Consider the following 22,371-nt stretch of genomic DNA (forward strand, 5'->3'; position numbering starts at 1 on the left):
GGTTGAAAGAGCGCGCGCGCCTGCAAGGTCAGGCCCTTTCGAACCCGCGGGCGACCTCGTAGTCGGTCACCACGCGGTCGAAATCCTCGATCTCCACCTCGGCGGCGCGGGTATAGTGGTCGACCACCCAATCGCCCATGGCCTCGCGCAGCATGGCGGAGTTACGCAGCGTCTCTGCCGCGTCGCGCAGGGTGCCGGGGATGTGGCCCACGTCGCCCTCATAGGCGTCGCCCTTGAAGGGTGCCTCAAGCTCCAGCTTGTCCTCGATCCCCTTGATGCCAGCCGCCAGCATCGCGGCCATGGCCAGATAGGGGTTCATGTCGGACCCGCCGATGCGGCATTCCACGCGCACCGCCTTGCTGCCCTCGCCACACAGGCGGAAGCCCGCAGTGCGGTTGTCCACCGACCAGACGGTGCGGGTCGGCGCGAAGCTGCCCTTCTGAAAGCGTTTGTAGCTGTTGATATAGGGGGCCAGGAAACAGGTGTAGTCGCTGGCATATTTGATCAGCCCGGCCATGTAGTGCTTCATCAGCTGCGACATGCCGAGCGGGTCGTTCTCATCGTAGAAGACCGGCGCGCCGTCCTTCCACAGCGACTGGTGCACATGGCTGGAACTGCCGACCTTGTCGTGATGCCATTTGGGCAGGAAGGTCACCGCATGGCCGTTCTGCCAGGCAATCTCCTTCACCGCGTTCTTGGCGATGGTGTGATTGTCGGCGGTGTTTAGCGCCGCGGAATAGCGGATGTTCAGCTCTTCCTGCCCGGTTTCGGCCTCGCCCTTGGAGTTTTCTACAGGGATGCCCGCGGCATAGAGGTGATTGCGGATCGGCCGCATCACATGCTCTTCCTTGGTGGTCTGGAAGATGTGGTAATCCTCGTTGTAGCCGCTGATCGGCTGCAGTTCGCGGAAGCCCGATTTGCGGATCTCGTCAAAGCTCTTTTCGAAGAGGAAGAACTCGATCTCGGTCGCCATCATGGCGTCATAGCTCATGGCCTCCAGCCGCTTGACCTGTTTCTTCAGGATCGCGCGGGGCGAGTGGGGCACGTCCTCATGGGTGTGGTGATCCAGAAGATCGCACAGCACCATGACGGTGCCCTCCAGCCACGGCACCGGGCGCAGGGTGCTGAGGTCCGGCTGCATCACATAGTCGCCATAGCCCGCCCGCCAGCTGGTCGAGGCGTAGCCATCGGGCGTCGCCATCTCCAGATCGGTGGCCAGCAGGTAGTTGCAGCAATGGGTCTCCTTCCACGCGCTTTCGACGAAATTCACGGCATGGAAGCGCTTGCCCATCAGGCGGCCCTGCATATCCACCGCGCAGACAAGCACGGTGTCGACCGAGCCGTTTGCAACTTGGTCTTTCAGGGTGTCGAAGCTCAGGATGGCGGACATGGTGTATTCCTGTAAGGCAGTGGGGGTGCCCCGGCCCGGTGTGGGGCCGAGGCGGGATCATGATCAGGTGTAGCGGTAGGGGCGGCCAGCGGCCTGCATATCCGCGTTATACTGCCGGAAGATTTCGACCACACGCCGTTTCGTTTCCGACTCGGCGGCGATCTCTTCCCAGAACTCTTGTGCAGCGGCCTCGACCGTTGCCCATTCCTCATCGGGGATCGAGGTCAGTTCCATGTCAGTTCCGTGGACACGCAGCGCGGCCTCGCCGCCCCAGTACCACCACTGGCGGTAATAGTGCGACTGGTCACAGCAGACGCGGAACAGGGTCTGCAGGTCTTCGGGCAGTTCGTTCCAGCGATCCATATTGGCGAAGAACGACCCGGCCCATGCGCCAGAGATGTTGTTGGTCAGGAAGTAGTTGGTCACGTTGGCCCACCCGACGGTGTAATCCTCGGTGATGCCCGACCAGGCGATGCCATCGAGCTCACCCGTCTGAACCGCGACTTCGATGTCTTCCCAGGGCAGGGTCACCGGCACCACGCCGAACTGTTGCAGGAAGCGGCCCGCCGTGGGGAAGGTAAAGACCCGCTTGCCCTGAAGATCGGCCAGGCTGCGGATCGGATCGACGGTGGCGAAATGGCAGGGGTCCCAGGCACCGGCAGAGATATGCTTCACACCGACCGCCGAATAGGCCTCGTCCCAGATCTCGTTCAGCCCGTACTGGTTGAACAGCACCGGCACGTCGAGCGAGTAGCGCGAGGCGAAGGGGAAGTAGCCGCCGAAGACGGTCACTTCCGTGGGCGAGGCCATGGAGTCGTCGTCCGACTGCACCGCGTCGATCGTGCCGCGCTGCATGGCGCGGAACAGCTCACCCGTGGGCACCAGCTGATCGGCATAGAACAGCTCGATCTGCATCCGGTCGCCCGCGATCTGGTTGAACATGTTGATCGCCGGGGTGATCACATGCTCGGCCAGGGCTGCCCCGGCATAGGTCTGCATCCGCCAGCGGATGGTGTTCTGGGCAATTGCGGGGGTAGCCAGGCCAGCCGCCGCCGCACCGACACCCGCCGTGGCGAGGAACTTGCGTCTTGTGGTCATTGTCAGGTCTCCTTGTTGATGGGTCGCCCCGGTTCGCGGGGTCTGTTTGCTATCGGTTGTAAACGTATTCAGGCAGCCACAGCGCGATCTGGGGGAAGACCATGACCAGCGTCAGGGCCAGCACCATCACGAGCGCGAAGGGAATGATGGATCGGTAGATGTCGCGCAGGCCGATCTCGGGCGGGGCCATGGCGCGCATCAGGAACAGATTATAGCCGAAGGGTGGCGTCATGTAGGCGATCTGGGTGGTGATCGTGTAAAGCACCCCGTACCAGATCAGGTTGAAGCCCAGTTCATCGACCAGCGGCACATAAAGCGGTGCCACGATCACCAGCATCGCGGTATCGTCGAGAAAGGTGCCCATCACGATGAAGCTCAGCTGCATCAGGATGAGGATCATCCAAGGCGACAGTCCCCATTGTTCGGTGAAGAGGCTCTCAATCGCGTTCACCGCGCCAAGCCCGTCGAAGATCGCGCCAAAGCCAAGTGCCGCCAGGATGATCCACATGAACATGCAGGAGATGCCGAGCGTATTGCGCACCGAGGTCTCGAACACCTCTTTCGTCATCCGGCCTTTCAACACGGCGGCCACGAAGGCGGTCAGCGCCCCGATGGCAGAGCTTTCCACCAAAGAGGTCCAACCATTGACGAAGGGCACCATCATCGTGGCGAATATCACCAGCGGCAGCAGCCCGGCGCGCAGCAGGCGCAGCTTTTCGGCCATGGGCACGTTGCGCTCTTCTTCCGGCAGGACGGGGCCAAGCTCTGGCTGAATGCGGCAACGGATATAAATGTAGATGATGAACATGGCGGCCATCATCAGGCCGGGCAGAACGCCCGCCAGCCACAGCTGCCCCACCGGTTGGCGTGCGATCATCGCATAGAGCACCAGCACGACCGAGGGCGGCACCAGGATGCCGAGCGACGATCCCGCCTGAATGACCCCCGTCACCATGATCTTGTCATAACCCCTGCGCAGCAGTTCCGGTAGCGCGATGGTGGCCCCGATGGCCATGCCCGCGACCGACAGTCCGTTCATCGCCGAGATCAGCACCATCAGCCCGATCGTGCCGATGGCCAAGCCGCCCCGGATCGGCCCCATCCAGACATGGAACATCTTGTAAAGATCGTCGGCGATCTTCGATTCCGACAGGATGTAGCCCATGAAGATGAACATCGGCAGCGTCAGCAACGGATACCAGCGCATCAGCTTCATCGCGTTGGCGAAGGGAATCTCGATGCCGCCCACACCCCAAAGCAGAACGCCCGACAGCGCCGCGACAAAGCCGATGGCCCCGAACACGCGCTGCCCGGTGAACAGCATCAGCATCATCGAGCTGAACATCATGATGGCGATGAGTTCATAGGACATTACAAATCCTCCCCGCGAATGCGGCCGATATCGCGGAAGAACTCAGCCGAGGCCTGAAGGATCATGAGGAAGACACCGATGCAAAGCGTGACCTTGATGGGCCACAGGATGGGACGCCACGCCGTGGGGCTGCGTTCGAGAAAGCCGATTTCCTCTGCCGCGCCACCAGGGCCGCCGGTCAGGAACGCCCAGGCCAGATCGCGGAAGAAGGTAAAGGGCTCCATCCCGAAATAGCCAAGCGCATAGGCGGTGGAACTGATCGCGCCGATGAACAGCACGACGAGGTAGTACATCAGGAACAACACGGTGAAGGCATCGACCCAGGCTTTGGTGCGCGGGCTCCAGTTGCCGTAGAACAGGTCCATCCGCACATTCGATCCCAGCTGGATCGAATAGGGTCCGCCAAGGATGTAATAGGCCACCATCACGAATTGCGCGGTTTCCAGCGTCCACTGTGCCGGGTTGAAGAAGGTCTTGGAGATCGAGCTCCACAGCAGAATACCGATCAGGACGAAGATCAGATACATCGCGATGCGCCCGATGAAACGGTTCATCCGGTCGATGGCGCGGATATAGGCGAGGATGGCTCTAGGCATTCCCGGCCTCCCGGTCGGTCAGGCCCAAAGCTGCAAGCGCGGGGATCAGCAGCAGGTGAATTTCTTTGGCAAACGCCGCTTGATCGGCGTCACTCGCCAGCAGGTCGTTGCGAATCTCGATCATCACATTCGGCAGGCCCCGGTCGATCCCGTGCAGGCGCAGGGAATGGGTGACGCCATCGGCGGGGCCGTAGGGTTCATTGCGGTCAACACGCCGGTGGGGCAGGGTGGAGGCATGGTCCAGCATCGCATCGGCAACGCGGCTGTCGGTGTCGTGAAGAATACCGATCTCAACAGCGCGAGTACGCCCGTGAAACACCGGGGTGAAGCTGTGGACGGTCACCAGCGCAGTGGGAGACTTGCTGACACGGCGACCGTCTAGAACCTCCCCGACCGCATCGCAGAAGGGGCGGTATACCGTGGCTTCCCGCTCGGCCCTTTGATCGGCTGAAAGGCCATGATTTCCAGGCACGTCTATGGCTTCGGACCGGGCGGGCATGGCGCTGGCGGCCTCGGGCGGGCGGTTGCAGTCGTAGACAAGCCGCGACACGCGGCTGGCCACGAGCGGCGCATCCAGCAAGTTGGATAATTCCCGCGCGACGCCAAGCGCGCCGGGATCCCAGGCGGCATGGCTTTGCCGGTCCTGCGGGGCCAGCCCAAGGCCGTCATAGCGTGCGGGAATGTGATGCGAGGCATGTTCACACAGCAAGACGACGGGGCCTGTGCCCCCGCGATTGATCACCTCAACCGCATCGCTCGCTGTCATGTCGAGTGCCGCAGACATGCCGATTCCATCCCTGTTCTGTAAATATTGTTTCCTTATGCAGCATTTCTGTCAATATATTTCCAGAGTGCTTGGACCGGGCTGCGCCAACTGCTAAGAACTGCAGCCAACCTGCCCGGGATTTCGGCAGAACCTGTCTGGTGGAGGGACGTCATGGCCGCAACGACCGTCCGGGAGCTGATCCGCGAACACTATTCCCTGCTGACCCAGTCAGAGCGCAAATTCGCCAATGCCCTGCTGGAAAATTACCCCTCTGCCGGGCTGGCATCCATCACCATGGTGGCCGCCAATGCGGGTGTATCCACGCCGACGGTGGCGCGGATGGTGCAAAAGCTTGGGTTCAAAGGATATCCGCAGTTTCATCAGGCTCTGTTGAAGGAGCTTGAGGCGCGTGCATCCGGCCCCACACAGCGCCGCGCCACATGGGCGGCTGCGGCCCCCGACACCCATATGCTGAACCGGTTCGCCGAGGCGGTGCAGCAGAATATCGGCCAGACATTCGAGAATGTGGATACCGCCAAGTTCGATGCGGCGGTTGAACGGCTCGCCGATACAAGCGGGCGGCTTTATGTTGTCGGGGGCCGGATCACGCGGGCTTTGGCCGACTATTCCTTCACCCATTTCCAGGCGATTCGACCGCGCGTCACGCATATGACGTCGTCCTCCGCCACATGGCCGCATTACGTGCTGGACATGGTCGAAGGCGATACGCTGTTGATGTTCGACGTGCGCCGCTATGAAACCAATCTGGAACGCTTGGCCGATCTGGTGGCCCCGCGCGGCGTCAATATCATCCTGATCACCGATCAATGGGCCTCGCCCGTGGCCAAGGTGGCGGGGCAGGTGTTCAATTGCTGGGTGGAAATCCCGTCGGCCTGGGATTCCAACATCGCCACCATGATGCTGGTCGAGGCGCTGATCGCTGCCACGCAGGAAAAAAGCTGGCCCGATACAAAGGACCGCTACGACCGTCTGGACGAGCTTTTCGACATGACCCGGCTGTTCCGCAAGTTCACCTGATCCGTCTGTCCGCTGCCCGCTTTTTGGGCATTCCCGGCAAGACCGCCCGACCATTCAGCATCCATCTGTGGGCAAACGCCCGGATTTTATGCTCGGCCTTCCGACTCCGGCGTCGAAGAGGGCACCTCTGGTGTCGGACAACCCGACGGAGGCTCCCATCAACAAGCCGCTATCAGCGCAAGACCTGTCCGGGGTCGCAAGCCAGCCAAGGGCAATCGGCGCGGCGCGGTTGACCGTCGGGCTGTCAGGATTGCGCGGATTGCGGCAATCCGGGTCGATGCGCGTGCTGTTCCCGCGACAGACGCCGAGCTGGCCGCAGGCGGTGCTGCTGAACACCTCGGGCGGGGTGACGGGCGGCGACCGCTTTGCCGTTGAGGCCGACGCAGAGCCCGCCGCGTGCCTGACCGTGACCACGCAGGCCGCCGAACGCATCTACCGGGCGCAGCCCGGGGAAACCGGATACGTGGACACGCGCCTGACCATCGGGGCGGGCGGGCGCATCGACTGGCTGCCGCAGGAAACCATCCTGTTCGAACAAAGTAGCCTGCGCCGTCGTCTGTCGGTGAACATGGCCCGAGACGCCAGCCTTTTGGTCGTGGAACCCATGGTCTTCGGGCGCCGCGCCATGGGTGAGGTTCTGCACGACATTCGCCTCTCTGACCGGATCGAGATCTTCCGCGATGGCGCGCGCCTCTTCACCGATGCCACCCGGCTGACCGGCGATGTGTCCCGGCAGATGCAGGGCCATGCCACCGGTCACGGCGCGACGGCACTGGCAACGGTGATCTTCGCCGCGCCGGGGGCCGAGGCGTTTCTGGGCGATGTCCGCGATCTGCTGCCTGAAACCGGTGGGGCAAGCCTGATCCGCCCCGATCTGCTGTTCATTCGCATTCTGGCCGAAGACAGCTTCGCCCTGCGCGCCAGCCTGATCCCTGTCATCACCGTTTTGCACCGGGCGGATCTGCCCCGAACATGGATGCTGTGACATGAACCTGACCCCCCGCGAAAAGGACAAGCTGCTGATCGCCATGGCCGCCGAGGTCGCCCGCAAGCGCTTGGCGCGCGGCGTGAAGTTGAACTACCCCGAAGCCATCGCCCTGATTACCGACGCCGTGGTCGAGGGCGCGCGCGACGGGCGCAGCGTCGCCGACATGATGGAGGCGGGCGCCCATGTGATCACCCGCGACCAGTGCATGGAGGGCATCCCCGAGATGATCCACGAAGTGCAGGTCGAGGCCACCTTCCCTGACGGCACCAAGCTGGTCACCGTCCACAACCCCATCCGCTGAAAGGAGCCACCGATGAAATACCTGTTGCCGGGTCTTGGCCTGATCCTCGCCACCGCCGCGCAGGCCCACGAGGGCGGCCACCTGCACCCGCACGAGGCCAATGGCTGGTTCGCGGGCGCGCTTCTGCTGGCGGCGGGGCTGGCGGGCGGCTACCTGATCGGCCGGGTCCGCCGATGATCCCCGGAGAGCTGTTTCCAGCCGAGGGCGATCTGGTTCTGAACGAGGGGCGCGAGGCGATCACGCTGATGGTGGCCAACACCGGCGACCGGCCCGTTCAGGTGGGCAGCCACTACCATTTCGCCGAGGCCAACAGCGCACTCGATTTCGACCGCTCTGCCGCGCGCGGGTGCAGGCTCGACATTGCTGCCGGCACCGCCGTACGGTTCGAGCCGGGACAGCGGCGCGAGGTCAATCTCATCCCCATCGGGGGCGCACGCCGCGTCTTCGGCTTCAACCAACAGGTGATGGGAGATCTTTGATGGCCACACTACCCCTTCTGACCGACGACCAGCTGACGCCCGAGGCGGCGGCGGTCTTCGCCGATATCCGCGCCACACGCGGCACGGATTACGTCAATAACTTCTGGCGCGCGCTGGCCCATAACCCGGCGCAGTTGAAGGCGACGTGGGAGGGGTTGAAGCCCGTCATGGGCCCCGGCGCGCTGGACCCGCTGGTGAAAGAGATGATCTATATCGCCGTCTCGGCCGCCAATGCCTGCGAATACTGCTGTCATTCCCACGCGGCCTCGGCCCGCGCCAAGGGGATGACGCCCGAGATGTACAGTGAACTGATGTCGGTCGTGGCCATGGCCAGCAGCACCAACGCGCTGGCCAACATGCTGCAGGTGCCCGTGGACGAGGCATTCCGCGCATGACGACCGGTCCAATCTAGGAGCCCCCGATGCCCGCCACGATTTCCCGCCGCGACTATGCCGCCATGTTCGGCCCCACCACGGGCGACCGGCTGCGCCTTGCCGATACCGACCTGATCATCGAGGTCGAGCGTGACCTGACCGGCCCCTATGGCGAAGAGGTCAAGTTCGGCGGCGGCAAGGTGATCCGCGACGGCATGGGGCAAAGCCAGGCGACGCGGGCAGACGGCGCGGTCGATACCGTGATCACCAACGCGCTGATCGTGGACTGGACGGGGATCTACAAGGCCGATGTGGGCCTGAAGGACGGGCGCATCCACAAGATCGGCAAGGCGGGCAACCCCGATACACAACCGGGGGTGAACATTATCGTCGGACCGGGGACCGAGGCCATCGCGGGCGAGGGGCGTATCCTGACCGCGGGGGGCATCGACAGCCACATCCACTTCATCTGCCCGCAGCAGATCGAGGATGCGCTGCATTCGGGCCTGACCACCATGATCGGCGGCGGCACCGGGCCTGCGCATGGCACGCTCGCCACCACCTGCACGCCGGGGCCGTGGCATATCGGGCGGATGCTGCAGGCCGCCGACGCCTTCCCGATGAACCTCGCCTTCGCAGGCAAGGGCAATGCGTCGCTTCCTGCCGCGCTGGAGGAACAGGTTCTGGCGGGCGCCTCTTGTCTCAAGCTGCACGAGGATTGGGGCACGACGCCCGGTGCCATCGACTGCTGCCTGTCGGTGGCCGATGCCATGGATGTGCAAGTGATGATCCACACCGACACGCTGAACGAGTCGGGTTTCGTGGAAAACACCGTAAAGGCCATGAAGGGCCGCACGATCCACGCTTTCCACACCGAGGGCGCGGGCGGCGGTCACGCGCCCGACATCATCCGGATCTGCGGCGAGGAGCACGTGCTGCCCTCGTCCACCAATCCAACGCGACCCTTCACGGTGAACACGCTGGAAGAGCATCTCGATATGCTCATGGTCTGTCACCATCTCGACAAGTCGATCCCCGAAGACGTGGCCTTCGCCGAAAGCCGCATCCGGCGCGAAACCATCGCCGCCGAGGACATCCTGCACGACATGGGGGCGTTCTCGATCATCGCGTCGGACAGCCAGGCCATGGGTCGGGTGGGCGAGGTCCTGATCCGCACCTGGCAAACCGCCGACAAGATGAAGAAACAGCGCGGGCGGCTGGCCGACGAGACCGGCCAGAACGACAATTTCCGCGTCCGGCGCTACGTGGCGAAGTACACGATCAACCCGGCGATCGCCCACGGGATCAGCGCTCATTTGGGCAGCGTCGAGGAAGGCAAGCGCGCGGACCTCGTGCTGTGGTCGCCTGCGTTCTTCGGGGTGAAGCCCGAGATGGTGCTGCTTGGTGGCACCATCGCCGTGGCGCAGATGGGCGACCCCAACGCCTCGATCCCCACGCCGCAGCCGGTCTACACGCGGCCCATGTTCGGGGCCTATGGCCGGTCGGTGGAACGTTCTGCCGTCACCTTCGTCTCCGCCGCCGCGCAAGAAGACGGGATTGGTCGGACGCTCGGGCTGGCCAAGGACACGCTGCCGGTGGCCAACACCCGCGGGATCGGCAAGCGCGATCTTCGGCTGAACGACGCGCTGCCGCAGGTGGAAGTGCACCCCGAAACCTACGAGGTGCGCGCCGATGGCGAGTTGCTGACCTGCCAGCCCGCCGAAGTGCTGCCCATGGCGCAGCGCTATTTCCTGTTCTGAGGGGCGCGGATGTCACCAGGGTTCGATCAGTTCGATGTCCTCCTCCTGCGGGACCGGCCCCTGTCTAGGAAGGGGCTTGGTCACAACCGTCCGCGTCGTGCTGATTTTCCAATATCTGTCGTCGCGGTGAATGGCGTCGGGCAGGGCGTCCATGTCGATGCTGCGCCGGCTGCTTTCGCGAACCGTCACCACGAAACGGCTGCCCGCGACCGGCCCGTTGGAGCGCGCATCGAGCAGGGCGGTGCGCAATTCCGCCTCCCGCTGCTTGAGCGCTTTGATGTCTTCGCGGACCGCGCCAAGCGCATCGGCGAGGTCGCGCGGTGTCGGGTGGCTTCTGTTCATGCGGGCATCCTGTCACGCGAAGATGAACGCCCGGTTAACCGCCCGCGGGCCCTGCGCCCTGCTTTTTCGGAGTTCCCTACATGACCGACCTCACCGCCACCGCCTATCACGGCCATGCCCATGCCACGCCCGTCGGCACCGTCCGGCTCGACTACGAAGGGCGTTTCCTGCGCCGCAGGGTGCTGAGCCTGACAGATGGCCGGGCCTTGCTGGTGGATCTGCCCAAGACAACCTCGCTCGATCATGGCGGGGTGCTGGTCACGCCCGAGGGCGAGATCGCCATAGAGGCCGCGCCCGAGCCGCTTCTGGAAATCACCGCGCCCGATCTGACCCGCATCGCCTGGCACGTGGGCAACCGTCATACGCCCTGCCAGATCGAGTCCGGGCGGCTGCTGATCCAGCCCGATCATGTGATCGCCGACATGCTGGCCCGGCTCGGGGCCACGACGCGCGAGGTTCTCGAACCCTTCACCCCCGAGGGCGGGGCCTATGGCCACGGGCGTACCCATAGCCATGACCATGGCCACACCGCCCACGACCACGCCCATTGACCCGATGACCGACGCCGCGACCCTTCTGACCCTAACGCAATGGTTTTCGCCCGCCTACCCGGTCGGGGCGTATGCCTATTCGCACGGGCTGGAACAGGCGGTGGCCGAGGGGCGCGTCAGCGATGCCGCCAGTGCAGAGGCGTGGATCGGCGAGGTGCTGACCCTTGGCAGCCCGCGCACCGATGTCACCCTTCTGGGGGCGGCCCATGACGCCGACGCCCCGGCGCTGACGGGGATCGACGCGCTTGCCCGCGCGCTGGCCCCGTCGAAGGAACGGCTTCTGGAAACCGTGCAGCAGGGCCAATCCTTCGCGCAGACCACCCGCGCGATCTGGGGCGGGGACCTGCCGGATCTGACCTATCCCGTCGCCGTGGGCCGGGCGGCACGGCTTATGGGCTTGCCGCTGGACACCGTCGCCACGCTCTACCTGCATGCCTTCGCCGCGAACCTGACCTCCGCCGCGATCCGCATCGTGCCCCTGGGCCAGACCGAGGGGCAGGCGGCGCTGGCGCGGCTGTCGCGGCTTTGCCCCGCGATCGCCGCCGAGGCCCTGCAAGACACGCTCGACGGTATCGGCAGCTGTGCCTTCCTGGCCGATATCGCGTCGATGCGCCATGAAACCCTGTATTCGAGGATCTTCCGATCATGAGCATGTACGGCCCCCTTCGCGTCGGCATCGGCGGCCCTGTCGGCGCCGGCAAGACCACGCTCACCGCCGCGCTGTGCGAGGCGATGCGCGACCGCTGGTCCATCGCCGCCATCACCAACGACATCTACACGCAGGAGGACGCCGAAGCGCTGATGCGCCTGCAGGTCCTGCCGCAGGAACGGATCATGGGCGTCGAAACCGGCGGCTGCCCGCATACGGCGATCCGCGAGGATGCCTCGATCAACCTAGCCGCCATCGCCGAGCTGACCGCGCGCATTCCCGATCTCGACGTGGTGCTGATCGAAAGCGGGGGCGACAACCTGTCGGCCACGTTCAGCCCGGAACTGGCCGATATCACGCTTTACGTCATCGACGTGGCGGCAGGAGAGGAGATCCCGCGCAAGGGCGGGCCCGCGATCACGAAGTCGGATCTTCTGATCATCAACAAGACCGATCTGGCGCCTTACGTTGGGGCGAGCCTTGAGGTGATGGAGCGTGACGCCACCCGGATGCGGGCCGGACGACCGTTTCTGTTTGCGCAGCTCAAACATCGCAAGGGCGTGGACGCGGTTGTCGATCAGATTGCGCGGATCGGCGGGCTGCCCATGCGGGAAGCTGCCGGGGCCTGACCGGGGTCAAGGGTTGGATTATCAGCTTCTGCCACGGATACCTTCAGCCAAGACAGGGCGCATTTGACGGTGGTGCGGGGGCCGGGCTTCGGGTTTGATGGGATCTGACTGTCCTGACCGGAGCCTGCCCAGAATGCCCCCCCGTACCTACCATGCCCCCACGGGCGGCTTGCCGCCGCAAACGCAACTGCTGACGGATCGGGCCGTGTTCACCGAGGCCTACGCGGTCATCCCGCGCGGCTGCTTCTCTGACATCGTCACATCGCAATTGCCGTTCTGGGAACAGTCGCGCTTCTGGGTGATCGCGCGCCCCATGTCCGGATTTTCCGAGACCTTCTCGCAATATGTTGCGGAGGTACAGCCGGGCGGTGGCAGCGACCGGCCCGAGACGGATCCCCGCGCGGAAGCCGCCATTTTCGTCATGGAAGGTCATCTGGCGATCAGTATTGCCGGGACGGATTACGAGATCGGCGCTGGCGGATTTGCCTTTGTTCCTGCCGGTACCGAGTGGCGCCTGCGAGCCATGGCGGGGGTGCCGGCCCGGTTCCACTGGATTCGCAAGGCCTACCAGCCGGTGGACGGGCTGGGGCTGCCGGAGCCGTTCGTGGTGGCGAACGAGGCGGCGATAGCGCCCAATGTCATGCCGGACACGGACGGGGCCTGGGCCACGACGCGCTTCATGGATCATGACGATCTGCGCCATGACATGCACGTCACCATCGTGACGCTGCAACCCGGGGCGGTCATTCCCTTCCTTGAAACCCACGTTATGGAACACGGGCTCTACGTGCTGGAAGGCAAGGGCGCCTACCGGCTGAATCGGGACTGGGTCGAGGTCGAGGCGGGCGACTTCATGTGGCTGCGCGCCTTCTGCCCGCAGGCTTGCTATGCTGGCGGTCCGGGACCGTTCCGTTACCTTCTCTACAAGGACGTGAACCGTCACGCTGTGCTCTGACATCTGAGCGTTGCGGTGGAAGGATCTTGCAAGATCCTTTCAATTTTCTTGCAAGAAAATTGGGCCGCGCCCGTTGCCAGGTGCGGCCCTTTTCGTTTGCCCTGGTCCTGTGGTTCAGCGACCGTGACCGGACATGCCTCCCGAGACCTCTTCCGTTGCCTCCGCAGCCAGTTCCTGCGGAAGGACAAGGTTCAGTACGATGGCGATCAGGGCGGCCGGCAGGATGCCGGAGGTGGCCAGAACCTTCAGCGTGGCGGGCAGATATTGCAGCGCATCCGGTTCCAGTTGCAGGCCGAGCCCGAGCGACAGGGCAATCGCGAAGATCACCATGTTGCGGCGGTTCCAGTTTACGTCCGACAGCATCGAGACACCCGCCGCGACCACCATGCCGAACATGACGATCACGCCGCCGCCAAGCACTTCGATCGGCACCGTCGATATGGCCGCGCCGATCTTGGGCACCAGGCCGCAGGCAATCAGGAAGATCGCCCCGATGGTCACCACATGGCGGCTCATGACACCGGTCATGGCGATGAGGCCCACATTCTGGCTGAACGAGGTGTTCGGCAGCGCTCCGAACAGACCGGACACTGCCGTGCCGATCCCGTCAGCGAAGGTTGCACCCTGGATCTCGGTATCGGTCGCCTCGCGTCCCGCACCCCCCTTGGTGATGCCGCTGACGTCACCCACGGTTTCGACCGCCGAAACAAAGCTCATCAGGCAGAATCCGATGATGGCGGCGACGCTGAATTCCAGCCCGAAATGCAGCGGGTTGGGCAGCGCGAAGCTGGCTGCGCGGCCGATGCCTCCGAAATTGACCATACCCATGGCCATGGCCACGACATAGCCAGCAATCAGCCCGAGCAGCACTGCAGATACGGACAGCATGCCCCGGGTGAAGAACTTGAGACCGAGTGTGACAATGATCACCACGCCCGCAACCGTCCAGTTCTGAAGCGACCCGTATTCTTCGGTCCCGATGGCGGGCACGCCGCCTGCGGCATATTGGATGCCGACCTTGACCAGTGCCAGACCGATCATCGTGACCACAAGGCCCGTGACCAGCGGCGGCAGCGCAAAGCGGATCTTGCCGATGAAGAGCCCGAGGCAGGCATGGAACAGGCCGCCCACCAGAATGCCGCCCATCAGCACGGCAATGGCATCAACGCCCTGGCCCGCGACCAGCGGGATCATGATCGGGATGAAGGCAAAGGACGTGCCCTGTACGATCGGCAGCCGCGCGCCCACGGGGCCGATCCCGATGGTCTGGATCAGCGTGGCAATGCCGGCGAAGAACATCGACATCTGGATCATGTAGATCATCTGCGGAAAATCGGGCGAGTTCGACCCGAAGCCGAAGCCGGCCGCGCCGCAGACGATGATTGCCGGTGTGACGTTCGAGACGAACATCGCCAGCACATGCTGGATGCCGAGTGGCACAGCCTTGGCCAGCGGCGGAGTATAGTTGGGATCGCGCAGTTGTTCTGCGGTCCCGATTGACGTGTCAGCCATCTCTCGTTTCCCTTTTGTTGGATGGTGCCGAAATTCCCGCTCTTGACGGCGGGTTCAGGACATCGGGCCGACGATCAGCGGTGTGTCGAACCAATGCTCCTCCAGGTTGTTGCCGGGGCCGATCCGATCGACCACGGCGTAGAGCCCGCGTTCCCCTAGCGGGCAGAGCACCCCGTGCCAGACACCGCGATGGAGGTTCACGGACTGGCGGGGATGGGTGATGAAAGCCTGAATGTTGACGGGGGTTCCGCCGTCATCCTCAGCCACGACGACAAGAAAAGGCGTCCCGGACATCGGAATGAACGCCTGGCTTCCGAGAGGATGACGTTCCACAAGCGCAACCTCGCAGGGCAGGTGCCGCGCCTCGGCGTCGAAAAGGCTGATCCCGGCACGGCCATCCGCGAAGTCGAGCTGCGCCAGGTCGTGGTGCCGCCCGCACATGCCTTGATTGATGATCTTGTCGGGCACGTCCTTCAGCTCGATCACCTCCCCGAAGGCCGCGAAATCCGCTTGCGTCAGGGGGCGTGGGGTCAGCGTGGTCACGGCAAGATATCCATCAGGCGAAATTCCGCGATGCGTTCGACCTGTCGGCAGGCCTCGGCGAATTCGGTCTCGGTGTCATTGCCGATGCGCCGCTCAAAGGCCGCGCGGATCGAGGCCTTGTCGTGGTCGCGCACCGCGATGATGAAGGGGAAGCCGTGCTTGTCCACATAGGCCGTGTTGAGCCGGGTGAAGTCCGCCCGCTCCTCATCCGTCAGCATGTTGAGCCCCGCGCCTGCCTGTTCGGAGGTCGATTCCGCCGTCAGCCTGCCCGCCGCTGCCAGCTTTCCGGCCAGATCGGGGTGGGCGCGCAGCACGCCGAGCCGTTCCTCCTCGCTTGCCGTGCGGAAGGCGCGGGAAAGCGCGTTGTGGACGCCTGCGGCGCAGTCATGGGCCGGGCCAAGCTCCAGCCCCCAGGCCCGTTCCGCGATCCAGGGGGAATGCTCGAAAATCCCACCATAGGCCACGACGAAGTCTTCGCAGCTCATTTGCGAGGGCAGGGGCCGCTCCACCGGCGGATGCTCCCGCGCCCAGTGGTCGGCAATGTCGATACGGCGGGGGAACCAGACGCCTTCGTGCCCGGCGGCATAGTCGAGGAAGCGTTTCAGCGCCATGACCCGGCCCGGGCGGCCGATCAGACGGCAATGCAACCCGATGGACAGCATCTTGGCCTGACCGGCCTCTCCCTCGGCATAAAGTGCATCGAAGCTGTCCTTGAGATAGGCAAAGAACTGGTCGCCCGAGTTGAACCCCTGCGGCGTGGCGAACCGCATGTCGTTGCAGTCGAGCGTGTAGGGGATGATCAGCTGATCGCGGTCGGCGATCTTCACCCAATAGGGCAGGTCGTCGGCATAGGTGTCGGAGATATAGTCCATCCCGGCCTCGGCGGCCAAGGCGACTGTGTTGACCGAACAGCGCCCCGTATACCAGCCGCGCGGACGCTCGCCCGTCACTTCCGTATGCAGGCGGATGGCCTCGGCGATCTGGGCGCGCTCCTCCTCCTCGGGCATGTCCTTGTGTTCGACCCATTTGAGCCCGTGACTGGCGATCTCCCACCCGGCCAGTTGCATGGCACGCACCTGTTCGGGGCTGCGGGCCAGGGCGGTGGCGACGCCATAGACGGTCAGGGGGATGTCCATGCCGGTAAACAGCCGGTGCAGCCGCCAGAACCCGGCGCGCGCGCCGTATTCATAGATCGACTCCATGTTCCAGTGCCGCTGGCCCGGCCATTGCGCGGCGCCGACGATCTCCGACAGGAACGCCTCTGACGCGGCATCCCCATGCAGGATGCAGTTCTCGCCGCCTTCCTCATAATTCAGGACAATCTGCACGGCGATCTTCGCGCCACCCGGCCATCTCGGATCGGGCGCGTCGGGGCCATGGCCGCGCATGTCTCTGGGGTAGCGTGTCACGGGTGTCTGTCCTCGTCGCGTTTTTGTCACCATAGATTAGGGAATGCCTTTTGACTTTCTGGAGATTTTTGAAACTGCTGTTGTCGGAGTGGCAGTGCGCAGACCGTCGCAACGCTGCATAAACGGGCGCAAAGAGTAAGGAGAGGGCGATGGCCGGATATCTGACGACACATGTGCTGGACACGGCGCGGGGCTGCCCCGCCGCGGGGCTGAAGATTGCGCTTTACTCGATCGACGGGGACGCCCCGGCGTTGCTGGTCGAGATGATGACCAATGACGATGGTCGCACCGATAGCCCGATCCTGCCTCAAGAGAGCTTCGCGACCGGCACCTATGAGCTGGTGTTTCACGCGGGCGATTACCTGCGGGCCATCGGCCAGGGAGGGGACGAACCGCTGTTCCTCGATCAGGTGCCGATCCGCTTCGGCATGTCGGACGCCGGGGCGCATTACCATGTGCCGCTGCTTCTGTCGCCCTATGGGTATTCCACCTACCGGGGAAGCTAGGCGGGGGAATGTCCTTGCAAGGACATTGAAAGGATCTTCGAAGATCCTTTTCCGTCCCCTACGGCAATTCGCGCCTGATGTGATCGGACATGAAGTCTATCAGCAGGCGCGCCTTGGGGTCCTGCCGCTTGCGGTGCATGTAGAGACAGGCCATCTGGATCGGCACCGGCGGCTCGTTTTCCAGCACCGGCACCAGTGTTCCGGCGGCCAGATGCTCGGCCACTTCGAAGACCGGCTTCAGCACGATCCCCTGTCCGGTCAAGGCCCACCCGGTCAGGACATCCCCATCATCAGATTCGAAGGGCCCTTTCACGGCAATCCGCCTGATTCCGTCGGGCGTTTGCAGCGGCCACTGGAACTCCGGCGCACCGGGATAACGCAGGTTGAGGCAGTCATGCTTCCCCCCGATCAGGTCAGCGCCGCTTCGGGGCATTCCCTTCCGCGCGACATAATCCGGCGAGGCGCACAGCACCCTGGGGCAATCGGCGATCTTGCGGATACGCAGAGTGCTGTCCTCGGGCACGCCCAGAAAAAAGGCCACGTCGAGCCCCTCCTTGGCCACGTCGAGCCGCCGGTCCGACAGGCGCAGGCGGATGTCGATAAGCGGGTATTTTTCCTTGAAGGCCGGCATCGCAGGCGCGACCAGCCGGCGCCCGACCCCAAGCGGTGCCGCAATATACAGCGTCCCGCGCGGGGTCTGCGTGACCTTGTTGATCTCGGCCTCGGCTTCCTCCACCGCTTCGAGGATCTTGCAGGCCCCGCGATAGAAGATCACCCCTTGTTCCGTCGGGTTCAACTGCCGCGTCGTTCGCTGGAAAAGACGCACATTCAGGTGCTCTTCAAGCTGCGAGATGCGTGACGAGGCCACCGCCGCCGAGATCCGTTGATCTCGCGCCGCTGCCGACATCGACCCGAGTTCGAACACCCGCACGAAGGTGCGTACATTGTCCAGATAGGCCATGTAAATTCGTAGCCTTTTTTTGAAACAGCTCGGTAATTTCTTGCAATACCGACTAAACAAACGCTGCGATAGGTCTAAACTGGATACAAGCAAAGAAAAGGGCGCGGGGATGCAGGATTTCCTGATCATGTGGGACTGGCTGGAAGTGGCCGTTCGGTGGCTGCACGTCATCACGGCGATCGCTTGGATCGGTTCGAGCTTCTATTTCATCGCGCTCGACCTGGGTCTGCGGCGCGAGGGCGACCTGCGCGGCGCCGATGGTGAGGAATGGCAGGTGCATGGCGGCGGCTTCTACCATATCCGCAAATACCTGGTGGCGCCCGAGGCGATGCCCGACCACCTGACCTGGTTCAAATGGGAAAGCTATTCCACCTGGCTTTCCGGCGCGGCGCTTTTGATGCTGGTCTACTGGGCGGGGGCAGAGCTCTACCTCATCGACCCGGCCAAGGCGGACCTGGCGACCTGGCAGGGCATCCTGATTTCCGCAGCGTCGCTGACCATCGGCTGGCTGGTCTATGACTTCCTGTGCAAATCGCCGCTCGGCGAACAGCCCACGGTGTTGATGCTGCTTCTGTTCGTGCTGCTTGTCATCATGGGCTATGGCTACAACCAGATCTTCACCGGACGCGCAATGATGCTGCATCTGGGGGCGTTTACGGCCACGATCATGACCGCCAACGTCTTCTTCATCATCATGCCCAATCAGCGGATCGTGGTGGCGGATCTGAAGGCGGGCCGCGCGCCCGACCCGAAATACGGCAAGATCGCCAAGCTGCGCTCGACCCACAACAACTATCTGACCCTGCCCGTGGTCTTCCTGATGTTGTCCAACCACTACCCGCTGGCCTTCGCCACCGAGTATAACTGGATCATCGCGGCGCTGGTCTTCCTGATGGGGGTCACAATCCGGCATTTCTTCAACTCCATGCATGCGCGCAAGGGCATGCCCTGGTGGACCTGGGCGGTGACGGTGATCCTGTTCATCTGCATCGCGTGGCTGTCCACCGCGGGCAGCGAATATGACAGCTATGAGGAGTCCCAAGCGCGCGACCTGACGCATCGCGAGGAGATGCTGATGGCGGCCGACGGGTTCGAGGACGTGAGCTGGACCATTCCCGGCCGCTGCGCCATGTGCCATGCGCGCGAACCCTCTTGGCCCGGTATCCGGCAGGCTCCGCGTGGGATCCTGCTGGAAACGCCCGCCGACATCGCCCGCGCGGCGCGCGAAATCTACCTGCAGGCCGGGGTCACCAATGCGATGCCGCCTGCGAATGTGTCCTATATGGAAGAAGAGGAACGCGCCCTCATCCGCCGTTGGTATCGTGCGGCAGGCGAGGATGTGCCCTTTGGGCTCGCGATGAACTGATCACCCGTTAAGGGGTTGGAAAGGCGGGTCTGCCACTCTGGCAAGGCCATGCCAGATGTTCCCGAGCTTCCCCCGCCGTTACGGCCCGATCAGATCGCCCTGATCGAGACCAGTTTCACCAGCGCCCTGCGCGTAAAGGCAGAATTGGCGCAGAGCGTCTATGATCATCTGTTCCGGCTGGAACCGCAGGCAAAGGATCTGTTCCCGCCCGATCTGGCCATTCAGCGGGCCAAGATCATGCGGGCGCTTTCGACCATCGTGCGGTCTCTCAGTTCTGACCGGGAACTGGTGCGCGTTGCGGAGGGTCTGGCGCGGTCGCACCAGCGTTTCGCCCTGACGGATGCGCAATTGCACCACATGGAGACAGCGATCCTCATGGCTTTCGAAGACAGACTCGGGCAGGACTTCACCACCGACATGCGCAGCGCCTGGACGTCCGCCTTCGATCGGTTCATCCAGATGGTCAGCCACGCGCAAGACAGGCTTGCGGACGTGGAATAATGCTTCAGCGCGCGGCCTCTGCCGCGGCCCGGATGGCGCGAATATTCTCGCCATAGACCTGCGGCTGGTCGACCGATCCGCCCTTGAACACAGCCGATCCCGCAACCAGAACATCGGCGCCCGCTGCCGCCACCAGTGGCGCGGTTTCGGTCGTCACGCCGCCGTCGATCTGGATATGGATCGGCCGGTCGCCGATCATCTGGCGCAAGCGCCGGGTCTTTTCGACGCCTGAATGGATGAATTTCTGCCCGCCGAAGCCGGGGTTTACCGTCATGATCAGCACCATGTCGACGAGGTCGAGCACATGCTCGATGCTGTCCAGTGGCGTGCCGGGGTTGAGGCTGACCCCGGCCATCTTGCCAGTGGCCTTGATCGCCTGAAGGGTGCGGTGGATGTGCGGGCCGGCCTCCACATGGGCGGTGATCATGTCGGCCCCCGCCTCCGCATAGGCCTCGATATAGGGGTCGACCGGCGCGATCATCAGGTGGACATCCATGAAGGTTGTCACATGCGGGCGGAAGGCCTTCACCGCGGGCGGGCCGAAGGTGAGGTTGGGCACGAAATGCCCGTCCATCACGTCCACATGAACCCAGTCGGCGCCCTGGTCCTCGATGGCGCGGATCTCCTGCCCGAAATTGGCGAAATCGGCGGAAAGGATCGACGGGGCGATCTTGATGGAGCGGTCGAAAGGCATGGCGCAGTCCTCCTGGAGCGGTTGCGGCGGGGTTATCGCCCGCGCGCGGTTTGATCAAGGGCGGGGGACGGCTTTTCGAAAAGCCGTTGGAAGCGGTTTCGAAACCGCTTGTCACGGGCTTTGCAAAGCCCGTCCCCGCGCCTAGCCGTGATGGGCCGCGACGGTCTTGAGCACGGAGAAGCCGTAAAGGGCCTCAAACCCCTTTTCGCGCCCGTGCCCGGAATGGCCGACACCGCCGAAGGGCAGCTCCACACCACCTGCCGCGCCATAGTTATTAATGAAGACCTGCCCCGCGCGCAGCTTCTTCGCCATCCGCATGCAGCGCCCGCCATCCTTGGACCAGACCGAGGCGACCAGCCCGTACTCCGTGCCATTTGCAATCTCGACCGCGTGATCCTCGTCCCGGAAGGGGATGATCACCTGCACCGGCCCGAAGATCTCGTCCTGCGACAGGCTATGATCCGGCCCCACGCCCGAGACCAGCGTCGGCGCCACGTAATGCCCGCCCGCAGGCGCATCCTCGACGATCCGGCCCCGGCTGAGGATGTGGTTCTCATCGGTCATCGCCAGGAAGCTTTCCACGATCTCCTTCTGGCGCGCGGAAATCAGCGGCCCTACGTTCAGATCGGCCATGGCAGGCCCCACTTTCAGCCCGTCATAGGCTGCCGCCATATGGGTGCAGAGCTCGTCATAAAGGCTCTCGTGCACCAGGATCCGCGACGAGGCCGAACAGGTCTGGCCCGCGTTCTGGATGCCTGCGTTCACGAGGAAGGGAAGCGCCTTTTCCAGATCCGCATCCTCGAACACCACCTGCGGGGACTTGCCGCCAAGCTCCAGCGTCACCGGCACGATGTTCTGCGCCGCCGCTGTCTGCACCAGCTTACCCACGCCGACGGAGCCGGTGAAGGACAGGTGCTTGACTCCCTTATGCGCGGTCAGGGCCGCGCCCGCTTCCTCGCCCAACCCCGGCACCACGTTCAACGCGCCATCGGGCAGGCCCGCCTGCCGGGCAAGATCCGCGAAGGCCAGAGCCGACAGGCAGGCCTCCTCCGCCGGTTTCAGCACGCAGGCGTTGCCCATGGCCAAAGCCGCGCCGACCGACCGGCCGATGATCTGCATCGGGTAGTTCCACGGCACAATATGGCCCGTCACCCCATGCGGTTCGCGCAATGTGTAGACGGTAAAGCCGTTCTGGAAGGGGATCGTTTCCCCCATCAGTTTGTCGGCGGCCCCCCCGTAAAACTCCATGTAGCGGGCCAGCGCGATGGCGTCATTCCGGGCCTGTGCCAGCGGCTTGCCCACGTCGGTGGCCTCGATCTCGGCCAGTTCCTCGACCTTCTGGGTGATGAGCCAGGACAGCCGCATTAGGATCCGCCCCCGCTCGGCGGCGGTCAGTGCGCCCCATTCGCCCGCCAGTGCGTCCTCGGCGGCGCTTACGGCATTGTCGATGTCCTGTGCATTGCCCCGCGCGATGCGGCCGATCTCCTCGCCCGTCGAGGGGTTTTCCAGCGGCAGGGTCTCGCCGCTGGCGGGCAGGAACCAGCGGCCGCCGATGAACACTTCTGCGGGGTCGAACCAGAGCTGCATGGGA

26 protein-coding genes are annotated in these 22,371 nt (G+C 63.9%); 14 read left to right on the plus strand and 12 right to left on the minus strand.

The annotated features are described in order from the left end of the window. Nucleotides 1–28: 28 nt before the first annotated feature. From EP237_RS01080 to EP237_RS01100, 5 genes are all read right to left on the minus strand, one after another. Nucleotides 29–1,390 carry a glutamine synthetase family protein gene (locus tag EP237_RS01080; RefSeq protein ID WP_127557218.1) on the minus strand — a complete coding sequence of 454 codons (1,362 nt, stop codon included), beginning with the start codon at nt 1,388–1,390 and terminating at the stop codon, nt 29–31. 63 nt (nt 1,391–1,453) lie between these two features. Continuing rightward, nucleotides 1,454–2,488, minus strand: a complete 1,035-nt coding sequence (locus EP237_RS01085) for a TRAP transporter substrate-binding protein (protein ID WP_127557220.1) — start codon at nt 2,486–2,488, stop codon at nt 1,454–1,456. 49 nt (nt 2,489–2,537) lie between these two features. Then, entirely contained in the window at nt 2,538–3,860 is a 1,323-nt protein-coding gene (locus EP237_RS01090; protein WP_127557222.1) for a TRAP transporter large permease, read from the minus strand. After that, complete coding sequence (locus tag EP237_RS01095; protein WP_127557224.1) at nt 3,860–4,456, minus strand: TRAP transporter small permease subunit; 597 nt, start codon at nt 4,454–4,456, stop codon at nt 3,860–3,862. The genes EP237_RS01090 and EP237_RS01095 overlap by 1 nt, the downstream gene beginning before the upstream one ends. Beyond that, nucleotides 4,449–5,240 (minus strand): N-formylglutamate amidohydrolase, encoded by a 792-nt coding sequence (locus EP237_RS01100; protein ID WP_127557226.1) that lies wholly within the window; start codon nt 5,238–5,240, stop codon nt 4,449–4,451. Before EP237_RS01100 ends, EP237_RS01095 begins: the two co-directional genes overlap by 8 nt. Before the next feature lie 153 nt (nt 5,241–5,393). On the opposite strand from EP237_RS01100, the gene EP237_RS01105 reads away from it, so the two are divergent. The 7 genes from EP237_RS01105 (at nt 5,394) to ureC (ending at nt 10,162) form a co-directional block, all read left to right on the plus strand. Next, a complete protein-coding gene (locus EP237_RS01105) occupies nt 5,394–6,260 on the plus strand; it encodes a MurR/RpiR family transcriptional regulator (RefSeq protein ID WP_127557228.1) in 867 nt (288 codons plus the stop codon). Between the two features lie 130 nt (nt 6,261–6,390). Next, on the plus strand, nt 6,391–7,245 hold the full coding sequence (locus tag EP237_RS01110; protein ID WP_240661427.1) for an urease accessory protein UreD: 855 nt from the start codon (nt 6,391–6,393) through the stop codon (nt 7,243–7,245). Nucleotide 7,246: 1 nt separating this feature from the next. After that, nucleotides 7,247–7,549 carry an urease subunit gamma gene (locus tag EP237_RS01115; protein WP_127557232.1) on the plus strand — a complete coding sequence of 101 codons (303 nt, stop codon included), beginning with the start codon at nt 7,247–7,249 and terminating at the stop codon, nt 7,547–7,549. Between the two features lie 12 nt (nt 7,550–7,561). Then, the gene (locus tag EP237_RS22995) at nt 7,562–7,726 is read left to right on the plus strand and encodes a hypothetical protein (RefSeq protein ID WP_164744581.1); all 165 of its coding nucleotides are present in this window, start codon (nt 7,562–7,564) and stop codon (nt 7,724–7,726) included. Next, nucleotides 7,723–8,028 carry an urease subunit beta gene (locus EP237_RS01120; protein WP_127557234.1) on the plus strand — a complete coding sequence of 102 codons (306 nt, stop codon included), beginning with the start codon at nt 7,723–7,725 and terminating at the stop codon, nt 8,026–8,028. The genes EP237_RS22995 and EP237_RS01120 overlap by 4 nt, the downstream gene beginning before the upstream one ends. Beyond that, nucleotides 8,028–8,423 (plus strand): carboxymuconolactone decarboxylase family protein, encoded by a 396-nt coding sequence (locus EP237_RS01125; RefSeq protein WP_127557236.1) that lies wholly within the window; start codon nt 8,028–8,030, stop codon nt 8,421–8,423. Before EP237_RS01120 ends, EP237_RS01125 begins: the two co-directional genes overlap by 1 nt. 26 nt (nt 8,424–8,449) lie before the next feature. After that, on the plus strand, nt 8,450–10,162 hold the full coding sequence (gene ureC / locus EP237_RS01130) for an urease subunit alpha (protein ID WP_127557238.1): 1,713 nt from the start codon (nt 8,450–8,452) through the stop codon (nt 10,160–10,162). A gap of 12 nt (nt 10,163–10,174) precedes the next feature. Here the strand turns inward: ureC and EP237_RS01135 are convergent, their stop codons facing one another. After that, the gene (locus tag EP237_RS01135; protein WP_127557240.1) at nt 10,175–10,504 is read right to left on the minus strand and encodes a hypothetical protein; all 330 of its coding nucleotides are present in this window, start codon (nt 10,502–10,504) and stop codon (nt 10,175–10,177) included. Nucleotides 10,505–10,584: 80 nt separating this feature from the next. Here EP237_RS01135 and EP237_RS01140 point away from each other — a divergent pair, with 80 nt between their 5' ends. The 4 genes from EP237_RS01140 to EP237_RS01155 all read left to right on the plus strand — a co-directional run bounded on the left by EP237_RS01140 (nt 10,585) and on the right by EP237_RS01155 (nt 13,288). Continuing rightward, entirely contained in the window at nt 10,585–11,055 is a 471-nt protein-coding gene (locus tag EP237_RS01140) for an urease accessory protein UreE (protein WP_127557243.1), read from the plus strand. Continuing rightward, nucleotides 11,024–11,704, plus strand: coding sequence for an urease accessory protein UreF (locus EP237_RS01145; protein WP_420812493.1), 681 nt, complete (start codon nt 11,024–11,026; stop codon nt 11,702–11,704). Before EP237_RS01140 ends, EP237_RS01145 begins: the two co-directional genes overlap by 32 nt. Next, a complete protein-coding gene (gene ureG / locus EP237_RS01150) occupies nt 11,698–12,333 on the plus strand; it encodes an urease accessory protein UreG (protein ID WP_164744598.1) in 636 nt (211 codons plus the stop codon). Before EP237_RS01145 ends, ureG begins: the two co-directional genes overlap by 7 nt. Before the next feature lie 133 nt (nt 12,334–12,466). Continuing rightward, nucleotides 12,467–13,288, plus strand: a complete 822-nt coding sequence (locus tag EP237_RS01155) for a bifunctional allantoicase/(S)-ureidoglycine aminohydrolase (protein WP_127557247.1) — start codon at nt 12,467–12,469, stop codon at nt 13,286–13,288. Nucleotides 13,289–13,402: 114 nt separating this feature from the next. Here the strand turns inward: EP237_RS01155 and EP237_RS01160 are convergent, their stop codons facing one another. The 3 genes from EP237_RS01160 to puuE are packed head-to-tail and all read right to left on the minus strand — an operon-like array spanning nt 13,403 to nt 16,752. Further along, complete coding sequence (locus EP237_RS01160; protein ID WP_127557249.1) at nt 13,403–14,800, minus strand: uracil-xanthine permease family protein; 1,398 nt, start codon at nt 14,798–14,800, stop codon at nt 13,403–13,405. A gap of 54 nt (nt 14,801–14,854) precedes the next feature. Next, a complete protein-coding gene (locus tag EP237_RS01165; protein WP_127557251.1) occupies nt 14,855–15,343 on the minus strand; it encodes an ureidoglycolate lyase in 489 nt (162 codons plus the stop codon). Continuing rightward, on the minus strand, nt 15,340–16,752 hold the full coding sequence (gene puuE, locus EP237_RS01170; protein ID WP_127557253.1) for an allantoinase PuuE: 1,413 nt from the start codon (nt 16,750–16,752) through the stop codon (nt 15,340–15,342). The genes EP237_RS01165 and puuE overlap by 4 nt, the downstream gene beginning before the upstream one ends. Before the next feature lie 149 nt (nt 16,753–16,901). Here puuE and uraH point away from each other — a divergent pair, with 149 nt between their 5' ends. Next, entirely contained in the window at nt 16,902–17,258 is a 357-nt protein-coding gene (gene uraH / locus EP237_RS01175) for a hydroxyisourate hydrolase (protein WP_127557255.1), read from the plus strand. Between the two features lie 58 nt (nt 17,259–17,316). On the opposite strand, the gene EP237_RS01180 is transcribed toward uraH, so the two are convergent. Further along, entirely contained in the window at nt 17,317–18,219 is a 903-nt protein-coding gene (locus tag EP237_RS01180; protein WP_127557257.1) for a LysR family transcriptional regulator, read from the minus strand. Between the two features lie 109 nt (nt 18,220–18,328). Here EP237_RS01180 and EP237_RS01185 point away from each other — a divergent pair, with 109 nt between their 5' ends. Both EP237_RS01185 and EP237_RS01190 read left to right on the plus strand, forming a co-directional pair. Beyond that, nucleotides 18,329–19,585 (plus strand): urate hydroxylase PuuD, encoded by a 1,257-nt coding sequence (locus tag EP237_RS01185; RefSeq protein ID WP_127557259.1) that lies wholly within the window; start codon nt 18,329–18,331, stop codon nt 19,583–19,585. A gap of 48 nt (nt 19,586–19,633) precedes the next feature. Further along, a complete protein-coding gene (locus EP237_RS01190; RefSeq protein WP_127557261.1) occupies nt 19,634–20,086 on the plus strand; it encodes a globin domain-containing protein in 453 nt (150 codons plus the stop codon). A gap of 4 nt (nt 20,087–20,090) precedes the next feature. Here EP237_RS01190 and rpe read toward each other — a convergent pair whose 3' ends face one another. Together rpe and EP237_RS01200 are read right to left on the minus strand one after the other, a co-directional pair. Continuing rightward, nucleotides 20,091–20,780 (minus strand): ribulose-phosphate 3-epimerase, encoded by a 690-nt coding sequence (gene rpe, locus EP237_RS01195; protein ID WP_127557263.1) that lies wholly within the window; start codon nt 20,778–20,780, stop codon nt 20,091–20,093. Between the two features lie 141 nt (nt 20,781–20,921). Next, the gene (locus EP237_RS01200; protein ID WP_127557266.1) at nt 20,922–22,367 is read right to left on the minus strand and encodes an aldehyde dehydrogenase family protein; all 1,446 of its coding nucleotides are present in this window, start codon (nt 22,365–22,367) and stop codon (nt 20,922–20,924) included. Nucleotides 22,368–22,371: the final 4 nt, after the last annotated feature.

The sequence above is a fragment of the Nioella ostreopsis genome (assembly GCF_004000255.1).
Lineage (GTDB): Bacteria > Pseudomonadota > Alphaproteobacteria > Rhodobacterales > Rhodobacteraceae > Nioella > Nioella ostreopsis.

Bases quoted from the DNA above. Each gene is read 5' to 3' on its own strand.
- EP237_RS01185 (WP_127557259.1), top strand. From the start codon at position 18,329: ATGCAGGATTTCCTGATCATGTGGGACTGGCTGGAAGTGGCCGTTCGG.
- EP237_RS01105 (WP_127557228.1), top strand. From the start codon at position 5,394: ATGGCCGCAACGACCGTCCGGGAGCTGATCCGCGAACACTATTCCCTG.
- EP237_RS01095 (WP_127557224.1), bottom strand. From the start codon at position 4,456: ATGCCTAGAGCCATCCTCGCCTATATCCGCGCCATCGACCGGATGAAC.
- EP237_RS01135 (WP_127557240.1), bottom strand. From the start codon at position 10,504: ATGAACAGAAGCCACCCGACACCGCGCGACCTCGCCGATGCGCTTGGC.
- EP237_RS22995 (WP_164744581.1), top strand. From the start codon at position 7,562: ATGAAATACCTGTTGCCGGGTCTTGGCCTGATCCTCGCCACCGCCGCG.
- EP237_RS01155 (WP_127557247.1), top strand. From the start codon at position 12,467: ATGCCCCCCCGTACCTACCATGCCCCCACGGGCGGCTTGCCGCCGCAA.
- EP237_RS01200 (WP_127557266.1), bottom strand. From the start codon at position 22,367: ATGCAGCTCTGGTTCGACCCCGCAGAAGTGTTCATCGGCGGCCGCTGG.
- EP237_RS01085 (WP_127557220.1), bottom strand. From the start codon at position 2,488: ATGACCACAAGACGCAAGTTCCTCGCCACGGCGGGTGTCGGTGCGGCG.
- uraH (WP_127557255.1), top strand. From the start codon at position 16,902: ATGGCCGGATATCTGACGACACATGTGCTGGACACGGCGCGGGGCTGC.
- EP237_RS01145 (WP_420812493.1), top strand. From the start codon at position 11,024: ATGGCCACACCGCCCACGACCACGCCCATTGACCCGATGACCGACGCC.
- EP237_RS01125 (WP_127557236.1), top strand. From the start codon at position 8,028: ATGGCCACACTACCCCTTCTGACCGACGACCAGCTGACGCCCGAGGCG.
- EP237_RS01115 (WP_127557232.1), top strand. From the start codon at position 7,247: ATGAACCTGACCCCCCGCGAAAAGGACAAGCTGCTGATCGCCATGGCC.
- EP237_RS01080 (WP_127557218.1), bottom strand. From the start codon at position 1,390: ATGTCCGCCATCCTGAGCTTCGACACCCTGAAAGACCAAGTTGCAAAC.
- EP237_RS01120 (WP_127557234.1), top strand. From the start codon at position 7,723: ATGATCCCCGGAGAGCTGTTTCCAGCCGAGGGCGATCTGGTTCTGAAC.
- EP237_RS01100 (WP_127557226.1), bottom strand. From the start codon at position 5,240: ATGTCTGCGGCACTCGACATGACAGCGAGCGATGCGGTTGAGGTGATC.
- ureC (WP_127557238.1), top strand. From the start codon at position 8,450: ATGCCCGCCACGATTTCCCGCCGCGACTATGCCGCCATGTTCGGCCCC.
- rpe (WP_127557263.1), bottom strand. From the start codon at position 20,780: ATGCCTTTCGACCGCTCCATCAAGATCGCCCCGTCGATCCTTTCCGCC.
- EP237_RS01190 (WP_127557261.1), top strand. From the start codon at position 19,634: ATGCCAGATGTTCCCGAGCTTCCCCCGCCGTTACGGCCCGATCAGATC.
- EP237_RS01180 (WP_127557257.1), bottom strand. From the start codon at position 18,219: ATGGCCTATCTGGACAATGTACGCACCTTCGTGCGGGTGTTCGAACTC.
- EP237_RS01160 (WP_127557249.1), bottom strand. From the start codon at position 14,800: ATGGCTGACACGTCAATCGGGACCGCAGAACAACTGCGCGATCCCAAC.
- EP237_RS01140 (WP_127557243.1), top strand. From the start codon at position 10,585: ATGACCGACCTCACCGCCACCGCCTATCACGGCCATGCCCATGCCACG.
- EP237_RS01090 (WP_127557222.1), bottom strand. From the start codon at position 3,860: ATGTCCTATGAACTCATCGCCATCATGATGTTCAGCTCGATGATGCTG.